This is a genomic window from Bartonella sp. CM86QHHN, from assembly GCF_042194695.1.
Taxonomy (GTDB): Bacteria; Pseudomonadota; Alphaproteobacteria; order Rhizobiales; family Rhizobiaceae; genus Bartonella.
Genome location: NZ_JBHIND010000035.1, coordinates 1 through 16,149, shown reverse-complemented (window position 1 = coordinate 16,149; position 16,149 = coordinate 1). Strand labels below are relative to the sequence as shown.

Here is a 16,149-nt window from a genome sequence, read left to right as displayed (position 1 = left end):
GAGCATTTCACTTAAAAAAGTTCGATTGTATAATTTTCAATGACAGTATTTGCGAGTAACTCTTCACACATTTGTTCAAGTTTTTTCTTTGCGGTTTCAGAAGGTAGTTCATCAAGAACAATATCAAAAACCTTTCCTTGACGAATGGATTGAATGCCTTCGAAAGCTAAACTTTTTAAAGCACCGACAATTGCTTCTCCTTGTGGATCAAGAACGCTTTCTCTTAAAGTAACCGTAATGCGTGCTTTCATTTTTTGCTTCCTGCTTTTTAAAAGAACCTCTCCTTTGAAGAGGGGTGTTTGTATAAGGTGATGTTTTTTACCTTGTTTTTACTTTACGAGAACGGGACCACTTGGTCGTGTTGGTTCGTTTTCATTCATAATACCAAGACGTTTGGCAACTTCTTGATAGGCATTAATAAGCCCTCCCATATCACGACGAAAACGGTCTTTATCCATTTTTTCTTGTGTGTGCATATCCCATAGTCGTGCAGAATCAGGAGAGATTTCATCAGCAAGAACAATGCGCATTGTTTCATCTTCCCACAGGCGACCAAATTCCATTTTAAAATCAATTAATTGGATGTTAACACCGGCAAAAAGCCCAGAAAGAAAATCATTAATACGAATTGAAAGTTGCATGATATCTTCTATCTCTTGTGGGACAGCCCACCCAAAAGCTGTGATATGTTCTTCCGTTACCATAGGATCATCGAGAGAATCATTTTTATAGTAGAATTCAATGATGGATTGCGGAAGCGGGGTTCCTTCTTCCAGTCCTAAACGTTTAGCAAGAGAGCCGGCAGCAACATTGCGAACAACAACTTCCAACGGAATGATTTCCACCGCTTTAATAAGCTGTTCGCGCATGTTTATACGTTTGATAAAATGTGTTGGGATGCCCAAACGTCCAAGATGGCTAAAAATATGTTCCGAAATTCGGTTGTTTAAAACCCCCTTTCCGTCGATAATTTCATGTTTTTTTGCATTAAAGGCAGTTGCATCATCTTTAAAAAATTGAATGTAAGTCCCTGGTTCAGGTCCTTCATATAAAATTTTAGCCTTGCCTTCATAAATACGGTGGCGACGATTCATCATGATTCTCTATTTATCTTGAGAGGTTTTTAATAACATTGATAAATGATACTATCCTAATTGATAGAATTTCTCAATGATATTGCTATGATACTTTTATAATTTTTATCATTACACGTTTACCCAAAGGTGAAGATACATAAGCGATGAGAAAGAAGATCACCTCTTTTGGATCAAATTTTTGCAAGAAAGTGAGAGAGGACCATAAGCCCTTCAGGCCAAGGTCCGTGTCCGGATTCTGCGTTAATATGGCCAGAATACCCAGCATCAACAAAGAGTGATCCCCAATCATTGGCAATTTTTTCTGCTACTGAAAATTGACAAAACTCATCGTTGCGACTGGCTATGACAATAGAAGGAAAAGGAAGCTTTTGGCGATGATAGGGGCCAAATGTCATTAAATGTTTGGGACGTATTTTTTCATTGGCGACATCTGGAGGTGCAACAAAGAAAGCGCCACAAATTTTTTCTGTATTTTGTACAGTTGCATGAATAACACTGGGAACTCCTAATGAATGAGCAATAAGCATAACAGGCCTTTGAGCTTTTGCGATGGCGGTTTTAACTTTGTTAACCCACTCTTCACAAACAGGCTTTGACCAATGGAGTTGTTCAATGCGGCTGGCTGTTGACAATTTTTTTTCCCAGCGTGTTTGCCAATGATCTGGACCAGATCCTTTGTAGCCAGGAACAATAAGAATATCGAGTTGATTTGCTTTCATGAATTGTTTTCTTTGTTACAACAGATTTTTGATCATAGGTTGAATGGATTTTGGTTTTCTATGTCGCTTTATTGTTCTTCAAAAACACGTTTAAAAATCGTATTGATATGTTTGGTGTGGTAAGAAAGATCAAATTTTTCGCGAAGTTCTTCTTCACTTAAAGCTTTGGTAACATCTTTGTCGTTGAGGAGTTCTTCTAAAAAATCTTTTCCTTGTTCCCAAACTTTCATCGCATTTCGTTGTACAATCCGATAAGAATCTTCACGACTAATCCCTGCTTGTGTGAGTGCTAAAAGAACCCGTTGTGAGTGAACAAGACCGCGGAATTTATTGAGATTTTTTTGCATATTTTCTGGATAGACAATGAGATTTTCAATGACAGATGTGAGGCGAGAAAGAGCAAAATCAAGTGTAATCGTCGCATCTGGAGCAATATAACGCTCAACAGATGAATGGGAAATATCACGTTCATGCCAAAGAGCTACATTTTCCATGGCTGGGAGTGCAAATGCACGTACCATACGGGCTAATCCAGTTAAATTTTCTGTTAAAACTGGATTACGTTTATGAGGCATTGCCGATGAACCTTTTTGCCCAGGTGAGAAATGTTCCTCTGCTTCAAGAACTTCTGTTCGTTGTAAGTGGCGTATTTCTATTGCTAGCCTTTCAATAGAGGAAGCAATAACACCAAGTGTTGCAAAAAACATAGCATGACGATCTCTTGGTATTACTTGGGTGGAAACCGGTTCAGTACGCATCTTCAAGGCTTTTGCTACATGTTCTTCAACGCGTGGATCGATATTAGCAAAAGTTCCTACAGCTCCTGAAATCGCGCAAGTAGAAATTTCTTCTTGTGCAGCAAGAAGACGTTTGCGACAACGGGAAAATTCAGCGTATGCAAGAGCAAACTTGATTCCAAATGTTGTCGGTTCAGCATGAATGCCATGACTCCGCCCAATGGTGATTGTCTCTTTATGCTCAAAAGCACGTCTTTTTAATGCTTCAAGAAGTTGATCTATATCCTCTAGCAAAATATCACTCGCACGCATCAATTGAATGTTCAGCGTTGTATCGAGAACATCAGATGATGTCATGCCTTGGTGGATAAAACGTGCCTCTGGTCCAATGAATTCAGCTAGGTGGGTTAGAAATGCGATAACATCATGTTTGGTAATTGCTTCAATTTCATCAATGCGATTGACATCAAATTTAGCTGCTGCCCCTTTTTCCCAAATGACTTTGGCGGCTTCTTTCGGAATAATCCCTAAGTGAGCAAGGGCATCACAGGCATGGGCTTCAATTTCAAACCAAATACGATATTTTGTTTCGGGAGACCAAATTGTTACCATTGCAGGGCGGGAATAACGTGCGATCATCATTTTTTTCCTTGTTGTGAGAGGATTGCGGCTTGGCGCAATGCACTAATACGTGTTTTGTAAAGCTCTTTATTTCCATCTTTATAAATTGCAGAGCCTGCGACAAATACATTTGCACCAGCTTTTGCAGCTATCCCAATTGTATCAACGGTGATACCACCATCAACTTCAAGATCAATAGGGCGGTTTGCAATCATGCTTTTAACGCGCTTAATTTTATTTTTTATTTCTGGAATAAAACTTTGTCCACCAAAACCGGGATTGACCGTCATGATGAGAATGAGATCTAATTGATCAAGCAAATATTCAAGTACATGTTCAGGGGTGCTTGGATTGAGTGCGATTCCTGCTTTTTTCCCCATTTTTTTGATTGTTTGTAATGAACGATGAAGATGTGGACCTGCTTCAGCATGAATAGTTATAATATCTGAACCTGCTTTTGCAAAAGCTTCTAAATAAGGGTCTACTGGTGCGATCATCAGGTGGACATCAAATATTGCTTTTGTTAATGGGCGCAGAGCTTTGACGATTTCAGGACCAAAGGTGATGTTAGGAACAAAGTGCCCATCCATAATATCAAGATGAAGCCAATCTGCACCAGCATCAACAACATCTAACATTTCTTGTCCAAGTTTAGAAAAATCAGAAGCCAAGAGAGAAGGCGAAATGAGATGAAAATGAGGCATTAAAATCTCCTTAGATTGGCAGTTTTTATCATATCGCTGTGTATACACAAATATTTTTTGTGTTATGACGGAAAAGAAAAAATATGTATTATAGGTCTTTTTATGGAAAGATTGCTTGAAATTTTAAAGCTTTATAAGTGAAAGATATGTCGAATCATAAAACATATTTGATGCCTGAACTTCAACATAAACATACTATTGCGGTTTCTTCTCAAGAATATCGAGATGCCATGAGTCTTTTTGCAGGAGCTGTGCATATTGTGACAACAAATGGTATTAAGGGAAGACGTGGGGTGACTGTTTCGGCGTGTTGTTCTTTATCTGATGATCCTCCAACCCTTCTTGTTTGTCTCATGCGCCATAATTTAAAGAATCAGGTGTTTATGGAGAATGGAAATTTTTGTGTTAATAGCTTGGCAGGAAAACATCGCTCATTAGCGGATGTTTTTTCGAGGCGTTGCAATTCTACACAAAATGAGCGTTTTGATGTTGCTCAATGGGGAGCTTTGCAAACGGGGGCGCCTAGTCTTTCAGACGCTCTAGCGTCGTTTGATTGTCGTTTGATTTGTTGGCACGAACACGCAACCCATTGTGTTTTGATTGGTGAGGTTGTTGCAATCAACTGTAATAAAGAAAAAGATGCTTTGATGTATTTGAAACGTGAATATCACACTTTGCCTTTATAAAGATTTTATTTTTTTGCATTGATGAAATGATTTATTGTTGCTTCATTTAGATTTTAAACAATGTAGAGAGTAGGGGAGGGATGGCTCTGATATCTGATATTAGATTTCCTTCTTTTTAAAGTTTTTCAATAAGCGAAAAAAATGATTCTGGATGAGATTTGATCAAGAATTCAATCTACATAAAAAAGCGATCAAACCTAAACAGTGCATTTAGATATATTCGTCGATTGTTATGAAAAAACATTTTACTCTTGTGTTGATGGGTATTGCACAATATATAGACCGCACATAGCATATGTGGAGGTTTTTTATTGCATGAGCGAAGAGATTGATGGTCAATATCGCCCTAGTGAAGATGAGCCTTTTATGAATGAGCGGCAAAAGGCGTATTTTCGTGCTAAATTGGTTTCTTGGAAGAATGATATATTAAAAGAAGCTCGTGAGACTTTGGAAAATTTGCAGGAAGAGAATGTTGGTCAGCCCGATTTGACTGATCGGGCTTCTTGTGAAACTGATCGTACAATCGAATTACGTGCTCGTGATCGTCAGAGGAAACTTATTTCAAAAATAGATGCTGCTTTAGAGCGCATTGATAATGGGACATACGGTTTTTGTGAAGAAACCGGCGAACCCATTAGTATCAAGCGTCTTGAGGCTCGGCCGATAGCCGTTTTGTCATTGGAAGCGCAAGAACGTCACGAACGACGTGAAAGAGTTTATCGCGATGATTAAGGTTATTGAGATGATAAACAAACGAAATTCGTGGTGATAAAATTGTATATTTTTATTTTTGAGGGGTAGGAATGAATAAAGATGGTTCTTGCCGCCCCTCAATTTGGGCGGTGATGGCTGAATCTTTTACCGCTTGATTCGTAAAAGGAGAGGGACTTTTATCCGATACATCGTTTCTTTCTGGAGGGGCGGAATTTAGATGTGTGTCTGTTTCTCTTTTTTGTATTTTTGATGTACCAGTAATATCGGATTCTACAACCACATCTGTTAATCCGCCAATAAGGAGCAAATGTTCTTTATTATCGCAACGGACTAAAACAAGGCGGCGTGCTCGATCTATAGAAATTACTTCACATAATGCTAATCGTGATAGACTTTTTTTTCTATTAATGCTGTATCTTCCTGTACTTAAGCGACGTAAAAACACGATAATTACGGTAATAGCTGCGATTGTTATTATAAAAAGCAAAAAGCTTATCGTTATGTTTGCAGCAGATACACCTATCTGCTCTGATAACCAGATATACATAGATTTTCTCCCATTTTGGATGGAAATATTATTTTTTATTGAGATAAATTTATAAACATACCCTCAAAAGATTCACTTATAATGTAAGAAATAAACTTTTGAATATTAAGCGAGCTTATCTTAGATAATATCATAGTATATACTTTATAACAACATAACAACGAATATAAAGGAAGTTTGTGACATAAGAAATAGCTATAAGCTAAGGCAAAGAGAGATGGATAAAGATTTTGAGAATAATGAAAGATCAGCGTCTTCGTTTCACCGGAGAGTTGTGATTTTTGGTGTTGTTTTTGTATTAGGTTTTCTTTTCATTGTGGGTATTTTAGGTTTTTTTTATCCACAAAACTATTTGCAACAGGCGATATCAATATCTTTTTTGATTCTAGCAATGATCGGTGTTGCAACACTCATTTTGTGTGGAATGGGAATTTTAAGATATCATGTGTGGTCGCATGAAGATTTTGATTTTAGCATCTTTAATAGGAGCGATGATGCAATTGTAATCTCTGATCTTTCTGGTTTTGTTTATTATTCTAATCAAAACTATCGAAAAATTCTGACCTATAAGCCTGAAGTGTCTTGTTATAGGGTTATTGCGGATCTTCCAGGAGCTGGTGCACTCTCGTACCGCTTAAAGGTTGCAGCCTGTAATAATCTTGCAGCGCAAGAGGAATTAAGAGTAGAACAGCCAATTTTTACTGATTCTACACCAAAAAAATCTGTTTGGTATAATATTTCCATTCAACCTATCAAAAAACAGAAAAAAAAGCTTTTATTTTGGCGTATTGCTGATATTTCGCACTTACAACAAACGCGAGAAGTTTTTTTCTCGAACCTTCAAGAGGCTATCAATCACTTGGATCAAGCTTCTATTGGTTTTGTATCCGTTAATAGACAAGGAACTATTCTTTATGCCAATGCGACTTTTGCAGAATGGTTTTCAATTGATTTAGCGAATTTCTCAATTGGTCAATATAATTTTGATTCGTTATTTGATAGCGTTGGCGCTAAGAGCTCATGGAGTGATATCTGTTTACAAACCAACAGATATCAAAGTTCAGGTTACTCTTTACCCTATAGGTTTTCGTTATGTTTAAATTCACACACGACTTGTGAGAAAATATTCCATTGTCTTATATCTGTTTCTTCTCTCTTAGAAGAGGAAGCCATTTATCGTGTTGTGATCATTCCACAACAAATACAAAAAGAAGAGGATGATCAATTAAAATTACCCAGTATATTAGAAGAATATTTTGATGCGAGTCCTTTTGCAATAGCCGTGGTGGATCATGCAGGGCAATTGGTTCATATGAATAAAGCTTTTTCATCACTCACGGGATGTATGGACAAAGCTGTCAATTTTTATGATGTTATTTCTCGTCGTGATTGTGTGCAGTTAGAGCGTTCTTTTCAGAGAATTGCGACAAATAAAAATTATTTTGTTTCTCTAGAAACTGTTTTAGAAAAAAATGAAGAATGCCATTTACGGCTCCATATTATGTCTGTACCGCCCTATCATGGTGATGCATTGCAAGATTTGCTTATTATCTCTGTCATTGAAACAACCGAACAAAAAACACTTGAAGATAAAATGATGCAAAGTCAGAAGATGCAAGCTGTAGGACAATTGGCTGGCGGCATTGCTCATGATTTTAATAATGTTTTAACAGCAATTTTAATGTCGTGTGATCTTCTTTTAAATACGCATCGTAGTTCTGATCCTGCTCATGCTGATCTGATCAATATTAAAAACAATGCTAATCGTGCAGCTGCTCTTGTCCAACAATTATTAGCTTTTTCTAGAAAGCAAACACTTCGACCTGAAGAAGTCGATTTTACTGAATTTTTATCAGATATCCGCAATCTTATTTTACCACTTTTGGGGAATAATATTCAGTTAAAAATTATCCATGGAAGAGATTTGTGGAGCGTTGAAGTTGATCAAGCATCTTTTCAGCGTGTTATTATGAATTTGGTTATTAATGCGCGTGATGCCATGTTAGATGGAGGTATTGTTACGATTGCAACAAATAATATTACAAAGCAACAAAGTGCTGAATTTAATCATCTTGGATTAGCAATTGGCGAGTATGTGCAATTGACTATCTCAGATACAGGGGCTGGTATATCTGCTGCTATACAAGAAAAAATGTTTGAGCCATTTTTTACAACAAAAGAAGTTGGAAAAGGAACAGGACTTGGTTTATCAATGGTTTATGGAATTATCAAGCAGAGCGGTGGGTATATTTATTGTGAAAGTAAAGAAGGTGAAGGAGCAACATTTCATATTTTTCTTCCCCGTTATATCCCCAATATAAAAGGAGAAATTTCTCAAAAGATTGAAAAAGATGAAGAGAAAGATAAAAATATAGACTTAACAGGATCTGCAACTGTTTTATTGGTTGAAGATGAAGATGCGGTCAGAATGGGGGGGGTAAGAGCTCTTCAAATGAGAGGATATACGGTTTTAGAGGCAGCAAGTGGGGTGGAAGCACTCTCTATTCTTGAGGAACAAAAAGGAGATGTTGATATTATTGTTTCCGATGTGGTGATGCCAGAAATGGATGGGCCCACTTTATTGAAGGAAGTCTGTAAAAACTATCCTGGTATCAAATTTCTTTTCGTTTCTGGATATGCAAAAGATGCTTTTGCTAAAAATCTTCCACAAGATGCTGTTTTTGGTTTTTTATCTAAACCTTTTACACTCAAACAGTTAGCTGTAACAGTTAAAGAAACACTTTCATCATGAGTAAAAATTTATGCAGTAGAAAAATTGCGTATTTTAAGATTTTTTAGGCTAAATACCAGAGCATTTTGATAAATAGTGTTTATGATAATGTCATAGAACTGAATAAAGAAGAATTTTGAAAATGAACTAAAATTCAAAAAAATCATATGTTTTGTGCAAAAATTTATGAAGAGATGGACTCTATTATGTCAACATTTCATAGAGATTTTCAATTGTAGATACTGAGCAAAAACTATGTGTAAAGCATTGAAATATGCTGATTAATAGATTGTTGATACACTCAAAAAGATAAAAGCTGTTGTTGCGTATCGACCATTTTGCTCTTCCCTTCAATAAATGCTTTTAAGGCTTCGGGATAGAGTTTATGCTCTGCTTTAAGAACTCTTTGTGCTAAGCACTCAGCAGTATCATGGGGATAGACTGGAACGGCTGCTTGGGCAAGGATTTTTCCTGCATCCATGTCTTCTGTAACAAGGTGAACAGTGCAACCCGTGATTTTTACACCTGCTTGTAAAGCTTTTTCATGTGTGTTTAAGCCTTTAAATGAAGGCAAAAGAGAAGGATGAATATTTAGAATTCGTCCTTCATAAAGTTTTACAAAACGTGGTGAGATAAGGCGCATATACCCTGCAAAGCAGAGAAAATCCGGTTTATATTGATTTAAAATTGTAAAAATATTTTCTTCATGCTCTTCTTTTGTTTTGTAAATTTTACGATCAACAATATGAATAGGTAAGTTATGGTTTTGCGCTTTTTCAATACCGTTGGCACGCGGATTATCGCAAATAACCGCGACGATTTCAGCAGGATATGCCGTTTGTTGGCTAGCTTGAGCAAGGGCGACCATATTGGATCCATTACCAGAAATGAAAACGACGATTTGTTTTTTCATAAATGCAGTACCCCTTTATAAAGTATTCCTTTATTTTGATCTTGGCATTTTGTTAAAATGCCAAGGGGAGTTACAGTCTCTCCTTTTCTTTCAAGAGCTTGTGTAATTGTTTCAGCTGCATGCTGTGCTACGATAATGATCATGCCAATACCACAATTAAATGTTCTTAACATTTCTGTTTCTTCTATTTTACCTTGTTTGGCAATCCATGAAAATACTGCTGGAACATTGATGCTAGAAAGATTAATTTCAGCGCAGAGAGAGGATGGAAGGACACGTGGAATATTTTCAGGAAAACCTCCACCCGTAATATGAGCAAGAGCTTTAATCCCTTCATATTTTCGCATGATGGGAAGAAGCGATTTTACATAAATGCGTGTTGGTGTAAGAAGTGCTATACCAAGGCTGCTTTCGGGGGAAAAAGGGGCAGGGTCATTCCATTTGAGATAATTTTGCTGGATGATTCGTCGAACAAGCGAAAAGCCATTGGAATGAATTCCAGAGGCGCTTAGACCTAATATAATATCACCTTCTGTCAAATCTTTTGAAGGGAGTAGCTTGCTACGTTCGCATGCTCCAACAGCAAAACCAGCTAGATCATAATCTCCCTCTGCATACATTCCTGGCATTTCTGCAGTTTCTCCTCCAATAAGGGCAGCACCGGCTTGTTTACATCCTTCTGCAATACCGGAAACAATCGCAGCTCCTTGTTCAGGGTCAAGCTTTCCAGTTGCAAAATAATCCAGAAAAAAGAGAGGTTCAGCCCCTTGTACGAGTAAATCATTGACACACATAGCTACAAGATCAATACCTACAGTGTTATGGTGACCTACTTCAATGGCAATTTTTAATTTTGTTCCCACTCCATCATTGGCTGCTACTAGGATAGGATCCGTAAAGCCTGCTGCTTTTAAATCAAAAAGTCCACCAAAACCGCCAATTTCTGCATCTGTTCCGGCTCGTTTTGTTGCGCGTATAAAGGGTTTAATTTTTTCTACCATGGCATTACCCATATCGATGTTTACACCGGCTTTTGCGTAGGTAAGACCAGCTTTGGATTTATCCCCAGCCTTGGATTTATTATTTGTAAGATCTTGATTGCTCATTGGAGCCTTCCTTTAATGGAAAATCAGGTTTTGATATTATGCAATGCCATGATAGAGTTCTCTCTGCAAGAGATATTGATAAGAAAATAAGCAACTTTTCTTGTACCTTATTTTGAAGTTGTTTATAATTTTTTGTGAAGAATTTTTTAGGATATTTTATGAGCAAGATATCAGATAATCACGGACAGTCTTCTTGGCAACTTATGAGAAAGAAAGTGAGTGAGAATACATCTCGTGATCGTTATAAGACTTATGTGCCAGCGTATACTCAATTACCGTTGCCGAATAATATGAAAAGACAAATCTTTTTTTGGCTTGGTACGCTGATTTTTTTCATTCTTTTTATGTTTATTTTTGGATCGATTTTGCTTCCTTTTGTGGCAGGGATTGTGTTGGCTTATTTTCTCAATCCTATTGTTCAATTACTTGAAAAATTTGGTATTCGTCGTGTGTTTGGGACTGTCCTTATTACCTTATTTATTGTTATTACCTTTATTGCTGCTTTAGTTATTTTGATTCCTGTTATTAGTTGGCAAATACAGCAATTTATGAGTGATGGTTTACCTGTTTATATTAATCGTATTCAAACCTTTTTTGTTGAGCATGATTTTGATTGGTTAAGGCGCTATTTTGGAAGTGATCCAAATGAATTACGGAATAATATTAAAGGATTTTTGGGAGAAGGTTCGGATTTTATCACGTCTCTTTTGAATTCACTTTTAAAGTCAGGAAAATCAATCGTTAATATCGTTAGCCTATTTGTTGTGGCACCTGTGGTGGCATTTTATATGTTATTAGATTGGCCACGTATGGTAACAGCAATCGATTCGTTAATACCGCGGGATCATCTGGAAACCGTTCGTAGTATTTTTCATGAAATGGATAGAGCTATTGCAGGCTTTGTTCGTGGACAAGGAACAGTTTGTCTCATATTGGGAGGCTATTATGCTATTGGTTTAACGATTGCAGGACTCAATTTTAGTCTTTTGATTGGTATGTTTATTGGTCTTATTAGCTTTGTTCCTTATATCGGCACAATGAGTGGTTTGGTCCTTTCTGTTGGTATTGCATGGGTCCAGTTTTATCCCAATAATTGGGGGGGAATCATTGTTGTGATGGCACTTTTTTTAATTGGTCAATTTATTGAAGGTTATATTCTTCAACCCAAGCTTGTAGGTTCATCAGTGGGATTACATCCCGTATGGTTGATGTTTTCACTTTTTGCTTTTTCTTCACTCTTTGGTTTTACTGGTATGCTTGTTGCTGTTCCTGCGGCAGCGGCTGTTGGCGTTTTAGTTCGTTTTGCTCTTCATACTTATCTGAGTTCTCAGATGTATTCGCGAAGCGGAAATTCGGAGCCGCTAAAATGAATGGGCGTGAAACGCAATTATCTTTAAATTTTCCTTATGATCCGATTTTTCAATTTGAGGATTTAGTGGTAACGGAAAGCAATCGTATGGCTTTTCAGCTTATTGATCACTGGCCCAATTGGAGCTTACCTATTGCAGTTTTGGTTGGTAAAGAAGGATCTGGAAAAACGCATTTTTCTAATATATGGCTCCAAAAAGCAGATGCTTTCAGGATTCAGTACAATGAACTTGATCAGGCTGTTACTATGGCTTCTTTAGGCAGATCATTTTTAATAGAGGATATTGATACAGGTGAAATCAATGAGACAGAACTTTTTCATTTAATTAACAGTATTAAGCAAGCAAATCTTGATGCACGACAGGCTACTTTATTGATGACGGCACAAACACTTCCTTCCGCTTGGAATTTAATGTTAAATGATCTAAAAAGTCGTCTTAATTCGGTGATGTTCGTTGAAATTAATCAGCCTGATGATGCATTGTTAACAGCTGTTGCATTTAAGCTTTTTTCCGATAGGCAACTTATTGTACATCCAGATACGGTTTATTATCTTGTAAGCCGTTGTGAACGTTCTTTATTTTCATTGAAGCGTGTTGTTGATTCTGTTGATCAGTTGGCATTACAAAGAAAAAGAAAAATAACACGTGCTGTTATTGCTGAAGTTTTAAATAGAAGAAATCCGTAAATACTCCTTATCATGGCTTAATTATTCTGTCCTTCTATTATCGTTTCAATATGTGGAAGACAAGTCATTTAAATTTTCTTCTTTTTGGATATCTATATAAGAGTAAAAAATAGTGTTTTTTACTCTTATCGTGTTTTTATTTTAAATAGCTTTGAGATTTTATTGTATGATGTTGAATTCTTACCATCTTCGCATTTGAAAATTTTTCTAAAAAGAGCGCTTTATTTTATTTATAATAAAACCTTTGTGCTTTGAAAAAATGTTTGTTGTTTATGGGTTTGGATTGTAGAAGATTCTAGAATTTTTAATAAAAGAATCCTTGGGAAGATAGAAAAAGAGGGGAAAAAAGCTTAATACAGCTGAGTTTTTTGGCTTATGTTTTCTTTGGGAAAGTTTTTCTATGATATTTAAGTCATTTTTTTCTAAAATTGTATCTGTGGAATGTGTTTTGATACAATGAGAGCTTGCTTAAAACAGGATAAAAATTATGAAATCCTTATAAAGAAATTCGTTATTTTTTAATATAGATTGGATTTTCTTACGGAAGTTATTTTCTCCTATTTGTCTATAAATTTGTTATTGAGTAGGGGGAAAAATTAAAAAATGTGCTTTTTTGTAAAGAAATGCAACAAAATTAAAAAAAAGTGTGTTTTTCTCTTGCACTTCTGTTGTGAAAATTTTAGGAAATGTGCATCAAGTAAATGTAAATGGCGGAGCGTAGCGCAGCCTGGTAGCGCACCTGATTTGGGATCAGGGGGTCGTAGGTTCGAATCCTATCGCTCCGACCATATTTGATTGAGTGTGTGAGAATGACCCAATTGGGTACGTGTGGTGAGAAACTATCATCCAAGCGTTGTGTAATCTGAAGGAAAAAGGCATGATCGCACGTATTTATAGTCCTGCTAAGACAGCTATGCAGTCAGGTAAGGGGAATACAGGTTTTTGGATTCTAGAGTATGAGCCAATGAAAGCAAAAATGCTTGAACCTCTTATGGGCTATACGGCAACGTCTGATATGAATAATCAGGTAAAGATTCGATTTAATAGGAAGGAAGAAGCGATTGCTTTTGCACGTAAGAATGCTATCTCTTACCGTGTAGAAAAGAAACATACATCGATTCGACGTGCTATTTCTTATTCTGATAATTTTCGCAGTGATCGGCAGCATTCTTGGACACATTGAATTGAAGATGCTATTTTGAATTGAGAAAATAATCAGTTGGGTCCCGTAGCTCAGCTGGATAGAGCAACGGCCTTCTAAGCCGTGGGTCACAGGTTCGAATCCTGTCGGGATCACCATGTTTAAATGATATTTATAGGCTATAAAAAGTTAGAGAGTTTTCCTTTTATTCTATTAGCTTATTTTTCTGTATAATCCCGAACCTTTTTGATGTTTTTTGGTTTATTTTGCTGCTACACGTTTTCTGTTGACTGTTTTAGTATAAAATGATGCTGTTTTCTCTTTTTTCAGTAAAAATTGCTTTTGATTGCTGAAACTTTAGCATTGCATATTCTTGCCGCGTGTTGCTACTATATCACATGCTTTAGGAAACAGATTACAAAAACTCTTTTTTATGAGCTTCTTTTCATCTTTCTGAAAATGAATATTTTATTTCTTAGATTAGATTTAAGCATTGCTGCTAGTGCTGGTGAAATTGCCAAAAAACATCTATTGTGATTTTTTTATTTTTTATGAATAATATTATTACGTTTTTTAGCATGATCTTTGGTAAGATCGATTTTGATTAGATACAAGGCATGATGGATTCGATTTAGAACAGTTTATGAAACATTGAAGAATAAAAACGATATCTGTTTATGATGAGAATTTACAGATGGCACAAGAGGTGGAAAATATCTTCTTGTCTTGGAAGCTGTGATTCATAACGAATTACTTCTTTATAGTTTTTTCGTATAAAAAGATGTTATATGTGCCGTCCAGATAAGATATTGTTTTTTTCAATGAGAGACACTTGCGGACAATTTGATTTAACATGATTGTCACTGTTTCTCAGGTAGGGTTATAGGTTTCATCAATGTTTAGGTTTTCTTAGTCTTATAGGTTTAAGAATGTATACTGTGTATTTATATGAATGAAGATAGATTGTATCTTAGAGTTAAATTTTTAGATTTCATATTTACATTTTCAAATGTTTTTTCTTATTTCTTTATAGTTTGTACATCATGTTAGAAGTATTTTAATATTGGATAACAATCACATTAAAATGTTATGCAGATGAGCTTTGAAGATCTAAACTCACACGGTTCAAGGTGATCATTATTTCAATAGGAATACAGTGTGAGGAGAATGCCATTTTACAGGCTTTGTTTTAAGAGATATCTCTTAGAGCTCACTTCACGCTGGCGCTCGTGAATGGTACAATGATAAATCCATTGAGCTCCATCATCTTTACACTTATGAAGAAATAAGCTGACATTATCATACACTTTGCCTATTTGTCAGCCTCCGATGTTGCAATAGATCTCAGCACTTGAGGCATTTATCGGCATTTTTGTGCTTTTTTATACAATTTTTACTTAATATTAATTCCTCTTATGACGTGTAAGAGAGACGGTTTTGTTTAATTCAATATAAATAGGTTTGAAATGAGAAAACATTACGATATTCGGATTTCTCATTCAACATGGCAAACAATAAAACATGATTATAAATCAAATGTATTTTTAGAATGAAAAAAATTGCTTTTATCGTGTTTTTTACTCTTTTTAATATTTTATTATAATCTGTAATTGGTAAACTCAAAATACAGCTCTAAGGTTAAGTGTTTTATATCTATCGAAGTGACTGTGGTTATATCTAACTGTTTGGACAACAAGTTGTATACCAATAGACATGAAAGAATTAAGAAAAACAGGGGATAGATCAGGAAACAAACAATATTTTTTAGAACGGAAGCCTATGCTTGTGGAAAGAATTTTAAAATCAAACTTCTAATCTGTTGCAAAATGAGGCTGTTATTACGTTTGTGATACTTTTAGATGGCTTCCCCTAAGAGGCGCTATCAGAACGTAAAAAATATTAGAAACACTCCGTAAAGTATGCCCTTTGTAGAGGCATATTGCAAAATCTTATTTCCGAATCTTTATTTACGCATCCCGTACCTTGGAAGAATACGATAATTCGATAATTTATTTATACTATAAAGTTGAATGGTGGGCGTGACAGGCAAATAAAAAGCAAGTAAAATAAAATAGTTATGTCTAATATAAGGGAATAGGTGAATCTTGATTCTATTGAGTTTTTTTGCCTCTATCCCTCATCTTTTTGAAGCTTTTTTATGGCTTCAAGAGAGAGTTTTTTACGGTCTGCGCTCTTTGTGTAAAGAGATGCCATAGCATCATTTGTCCAGCCAAAAATTGCTTTGAGTTGTGATACTGTTGCACCAGAATTAGCTGCGCGTGTTGCGGCTAATTTTCTTAATCCATGCGCCGATTTTTTAATTCCAGCCGCATTACAAGCGTCTCTAAATGTATCGCCAAAGCTTTCTTTGGAGAGT

15 protein-coding genes and 2 tRNA genes are annotated in these 16,149 nt (G+C 36.0%); 8 read left to right on the top strand and 9 right to left on the bottom strand.

Going from position 1 to position 16,149, the window contains the following annotated elements; genetic code table 11:
- Positions 1-11 precede the first annotated feature (11 nt).
- From purS to rpe, 5 genes are all read right to left on the bottom strand, one after another.
- Positions 12-251 carry a phosphoribosylformylglycinamidine synthase subunit PurS gene (purS, locus tag ACFIKX_RS03065; RefSeq protein ID WP_273791180.1) on the bottom strand — a complete coding sequence of 80 codons (240 nt, stop codon included), beginning with the start codon at positions 249-251 and terminating at the stop codon, positions 12-14.
- Positions 252-329: 78 nt separating this feature from the next.
- Positions 330-1,094 carry a phosphoribosylaminoimidazolesuccinocarboxamide synthase gene (purC, locus tag ACFIKX_RS03060; RefSeq protein ID WP_273791179.1) on the bottom strand — a complete coding sequence of 255 codons (765 nt, stop codon included), beginning with the start codon at positions 1,092-1,094 and terminating at the stop codon, positions 330-332.
- Between the two features lie 173 nt (positions 1,095-1,267).
- Entirely contained in the window at positions 1,268-1,816 is a 549-nt protein-coding gene (locus ACFIKX_RS03055; RefSeq protein ID WP_375611547.1) for an RBBP9/YdeN family alpha/beta hydrolase, read from the bottom strand.
- A 68-nt stretch (positions 1,817-1,884) separates the two neighbouring features.
- Positions 1,885-3,192 carry an adenylosuccinate lyase gene (gene purB, locus ACFIKX_RS03050; protein ID WP_375627804.1) on the bottom strand — a complete coding sequence of 436 codons (1,308 nt, stop codon included), beginning with the start codon at positions 3,190-3,192 and terminating at the stop codon, positions 1,885-1,887.
- On the bottom strand, positions 3,192-3,878 hold the full coding sequence (gene rpe, locus ACFIKX_RS03045) for a ribulose-phosphate 3-epimerase (protein ID WP_375627790.1): 687 nt from the start codon (positions 3,876-3,878) through the stop codon (positions 3,192-3,194). The genes purB and rpe overlap by 1 nt, the downstream gene beginning before the upstream one ends.
- A 146-nt stretch (positions 3,879-4,024) precedes the next feature.
- Here rpe and ACFIKX_RS03040 point away from each other — a divergent pair, with 146 nt between their 5' ends.
- Positions 4,025-4,564 carry a flavin reductase gene (locus tag ACFIKX_RS03040; RefSeq protein WP_375611549.1) on the top strand — a complete coding sequence of 180 codons (540 nt, stop codon included), beginning with the start codon at positions 4,025-4,027 and terminating at the stop codon, positions 4,562-4,564.
- Between the two features lie 315 nt (positions 4,565-4,879).
- Positions 4,880-5,296 carry an RNA polymerase-binding protein DksA gene (dksA, locus tag ACFIKX_RS03035; protein ID WP_015856486.1) on the top strand — a complete coding sequence of 139 codons (417 nt, stop codon included), beginning with the start codon at positions 4,880-4,882 and terminating at the stop codon, positions 5,294-5,296.
- A gap of 52 nt (positions 5,297-5,348) precedes the next feature.
- Here the strand turns inward: dksA and ACFIKX_RS03030 are convergent, their stop codons facing one another.
- Positions 5,349-5,825 carry a hypothetical protein gene (locus ACFIKX_RS03030; RefSeq protein ID WP_375627789.1) on the bottom strand — a complete coding sequence of 159 codons (477 nt, stop codon included), beginning with the start codon at positions 5,823-5,825 and terminating at the stop codon, positions 5,349-5,351.
- A gap of 217 nt (positions 5,826-6,042) precedes the next feature.
- On the opposite strand from ACFIKX_RS03030, the gene ACFIKX_RS03025 reads away from it, so the two are divergent.
- Positions 6,043-8,577 carry a response regulator gene (locus ACFIKX_RS03025; RefSeq protein WP_375627788.1) on the top strand — a complete coding sequence of 845 codons (2,535 nt, stop codon included), beginning with the start codon at positions 6,043-6,045 and terminating at the stop codon, positions 8,575-8,577.
- Positions 8,578-8,857: 280 nt separating this feature from the next.
- Here the strand turns inward: ACFIKX_RS03025 and purN are convergent, their stop codons facing one another.
- Together purN and purM are read right to left on the bottom strand one after the other, a co-directional pair.
- A complete protein-coding gene (purN, locus tag ACFIKX_RS03020; protein ID WP_375613082.1) occupies positions 8,858-9,469 on the bottom strand; it encodes a phosphoribosylglycinamide formyltransferase in 612 nt (203 codons plus the stop codon).
- A complete protein-coding gene (gene purM, locus ACFIKX_RS03015; protein ID WP_375613081.1) occupies positions 9,466-10,575 on the bottom strand; it encodes a phosphoribosylformylglycinamidine cyclo-ligase in 1,110 nt (369 codons plus the stop codon). Before purM ends, purN begins: the two co-directional genes overlap by 4 nt.
- 158 nt (positions 10,576-10,733) lie before the next feature.
- On the opposite strand from purM, the gene ACFIKX_RS03010 reads away from it, so the two are divergent.
- The 5 genes from ACFIKX_RS03010 (at position 10,734) to ACFIKX_RS02990 (ending at position 13,930) form a co-directional block, all read left to right on the top strand.
- On the top strand, positions 10,734-11,945 hold the full coding sequence (locus ACFIKX_RS03010) for an AI-2E family transporter (protein ID WP_375627787.1): 1,212 nt from the start codon (positions 10,734-10,736) through the stop codon (positions 11,943-11,945).
- Entirely contained in the window at positions 11,942-12,631 is a 690-nt protein-coding gene (hdaA, locus tag ACFIKX_RS03005) for a DnaA regulatory inactivator HdaA (protein WP_375627786.1), read from the top strand. The genes ACFIKX_RS03010 and hdaA overlap by 4 nt, the downstream gene beginning before the upstream one ends.
- A 711-nt stretch (positions 12,632-13,342) precedes the next feature.
- Positions 13,343-13,419, top strand: a tRNA-Pro gene (locus tag ACFIKX_RS03000).
- 89 nt (positions 13,420-13,508) lie between these two features.
- The gene (locus ACFIKX_RS02995) at positions 13,509-13,814 is read left to right on the top strand and encodes an ETC complex I subunit (RefSeq protein ID WP_375611556.1); all 306 of its coding nucleotides are present in this window, start codon (positions 13,509-13,511) and stop codon (positions 13,812-13,814) included.
- Positions 13,815-13,853: 39 nt separating this feature from the next.
- Positions 13,854-13,930: transfer RNA gene (locus ACFIKX_RS02990), tRNA-Arg, on the top strand.
- A gap of 1,972 nt (positions 13,931-15,902) precedes the next feature.
- Here ACFIKX_RS02990 and ACFIKX_RS02985 read toward each other — a convergent pair.
- The coding region (locus ACFIKX_RS02985) for a tyrosine-type recombinase/integrase (protein WP_375627785.1) at positions 15,903-16,149 on the bottom strand (247 nt) is incomplete at its 5' end.

Excerpts from the sequence above, each read along its gene's own strand:
- dksA (WP_015856486.1), top strand. The coding sequence starts at position 4,880 with ATGAGCGAAGAGATTGATGGTCAATATCGCCCTAGTGAAGATGAGCCT.
- ACFIKX_RS03040 (WP_375611549.1), top strand. The coding sequence starts at position 4,025 with ATGTCGAATCATAAAACATATTTGATGCCTGAACTTCAACATAAACAT.
- purM (WP_375613081.1), bottom strand. The coding sequence starts at position 10,575 with ATGAGCAATCAAGATCTTACAAATAATAAATCCAAGGCTGGGGATAAA.
- hdaA (WP_375627786.1), top strand. The coding sequence starts at position 11,942 with ATGAATGGGCGTGAAACGCAATTATCTTTAAATTTTCCTTATGATCCG.
- ACFIKX_RS03055 (WP_375611547.1), bottom strand. The coding sequence starts at position 1,816 with ATGAAAGCAAATCAACTCGATATTCTTATTGTTCCTGGCTACAAAGGA.
- purN (WP_375613082.1), bottom strand. The coding sequence starts at position 9,469 with ATGAAAAAACAAATCGTCGTTTTCATTTCTGGTAATGGATCCAATATG.
- purB (WP_375627804.1), bottom strand. The coding sequence starts at position 3,192 with ATGATCGCACGTTATTCCCGCCCTGCAATGGTAACAATTTGGTCTCCC.
- ACFIKX_RS02995 (WP_375611556.1), top strand. The coding sequence starts at position 13,509 with ATGATCGCACGTATTTATAGTCCTGCTAAGACAGCTATGCAGTCAGGT.
- purC (WP_273791179.1), bottom strand. The coding sequence starts at position 1,094 with ATGAATCGTCGCCACCGTATTTATGAAGGCAAGGCTAAAATTTTATAT.
- purS (WP_273791180.1), bottom strand. The coding sequence starts at position 251 with ATGAAAGCACGCATTACGGTTACTTTAAGAGAAAGCGTTCTTGATCCA.
- rpe (WP_375627790.1), bottom strand. The coding sequence starts at position 3,878 with ATGCCTCATTTTCATCTCATTTCGCCTTCTCTCTTGGCTTCTGATTTT.
- ACFIKX_RS03030 (WP_375627789.1), bottom strand. The coding sequence starts at position 5,825 with ATGTATATCTGGTTATCAGAGCAGATAGGTGTATCTGCTGCAAACATA.
- ACFIKX_RS03025 (WP_375627788.1), top strand. The coding sequence starts at position 6,043 with ATGGATAAAGATTTTGAGAATAATGAAAGATCAGCGTCTTCGTTTCAC.
- ACFIKX_RS03010 (WP_375627787.1), top strand. The coding sequence starts at position 10,734 with ATGAGCAAGATATCAGATAATCACGGACAGTCTTCTTGGCAACTTATG.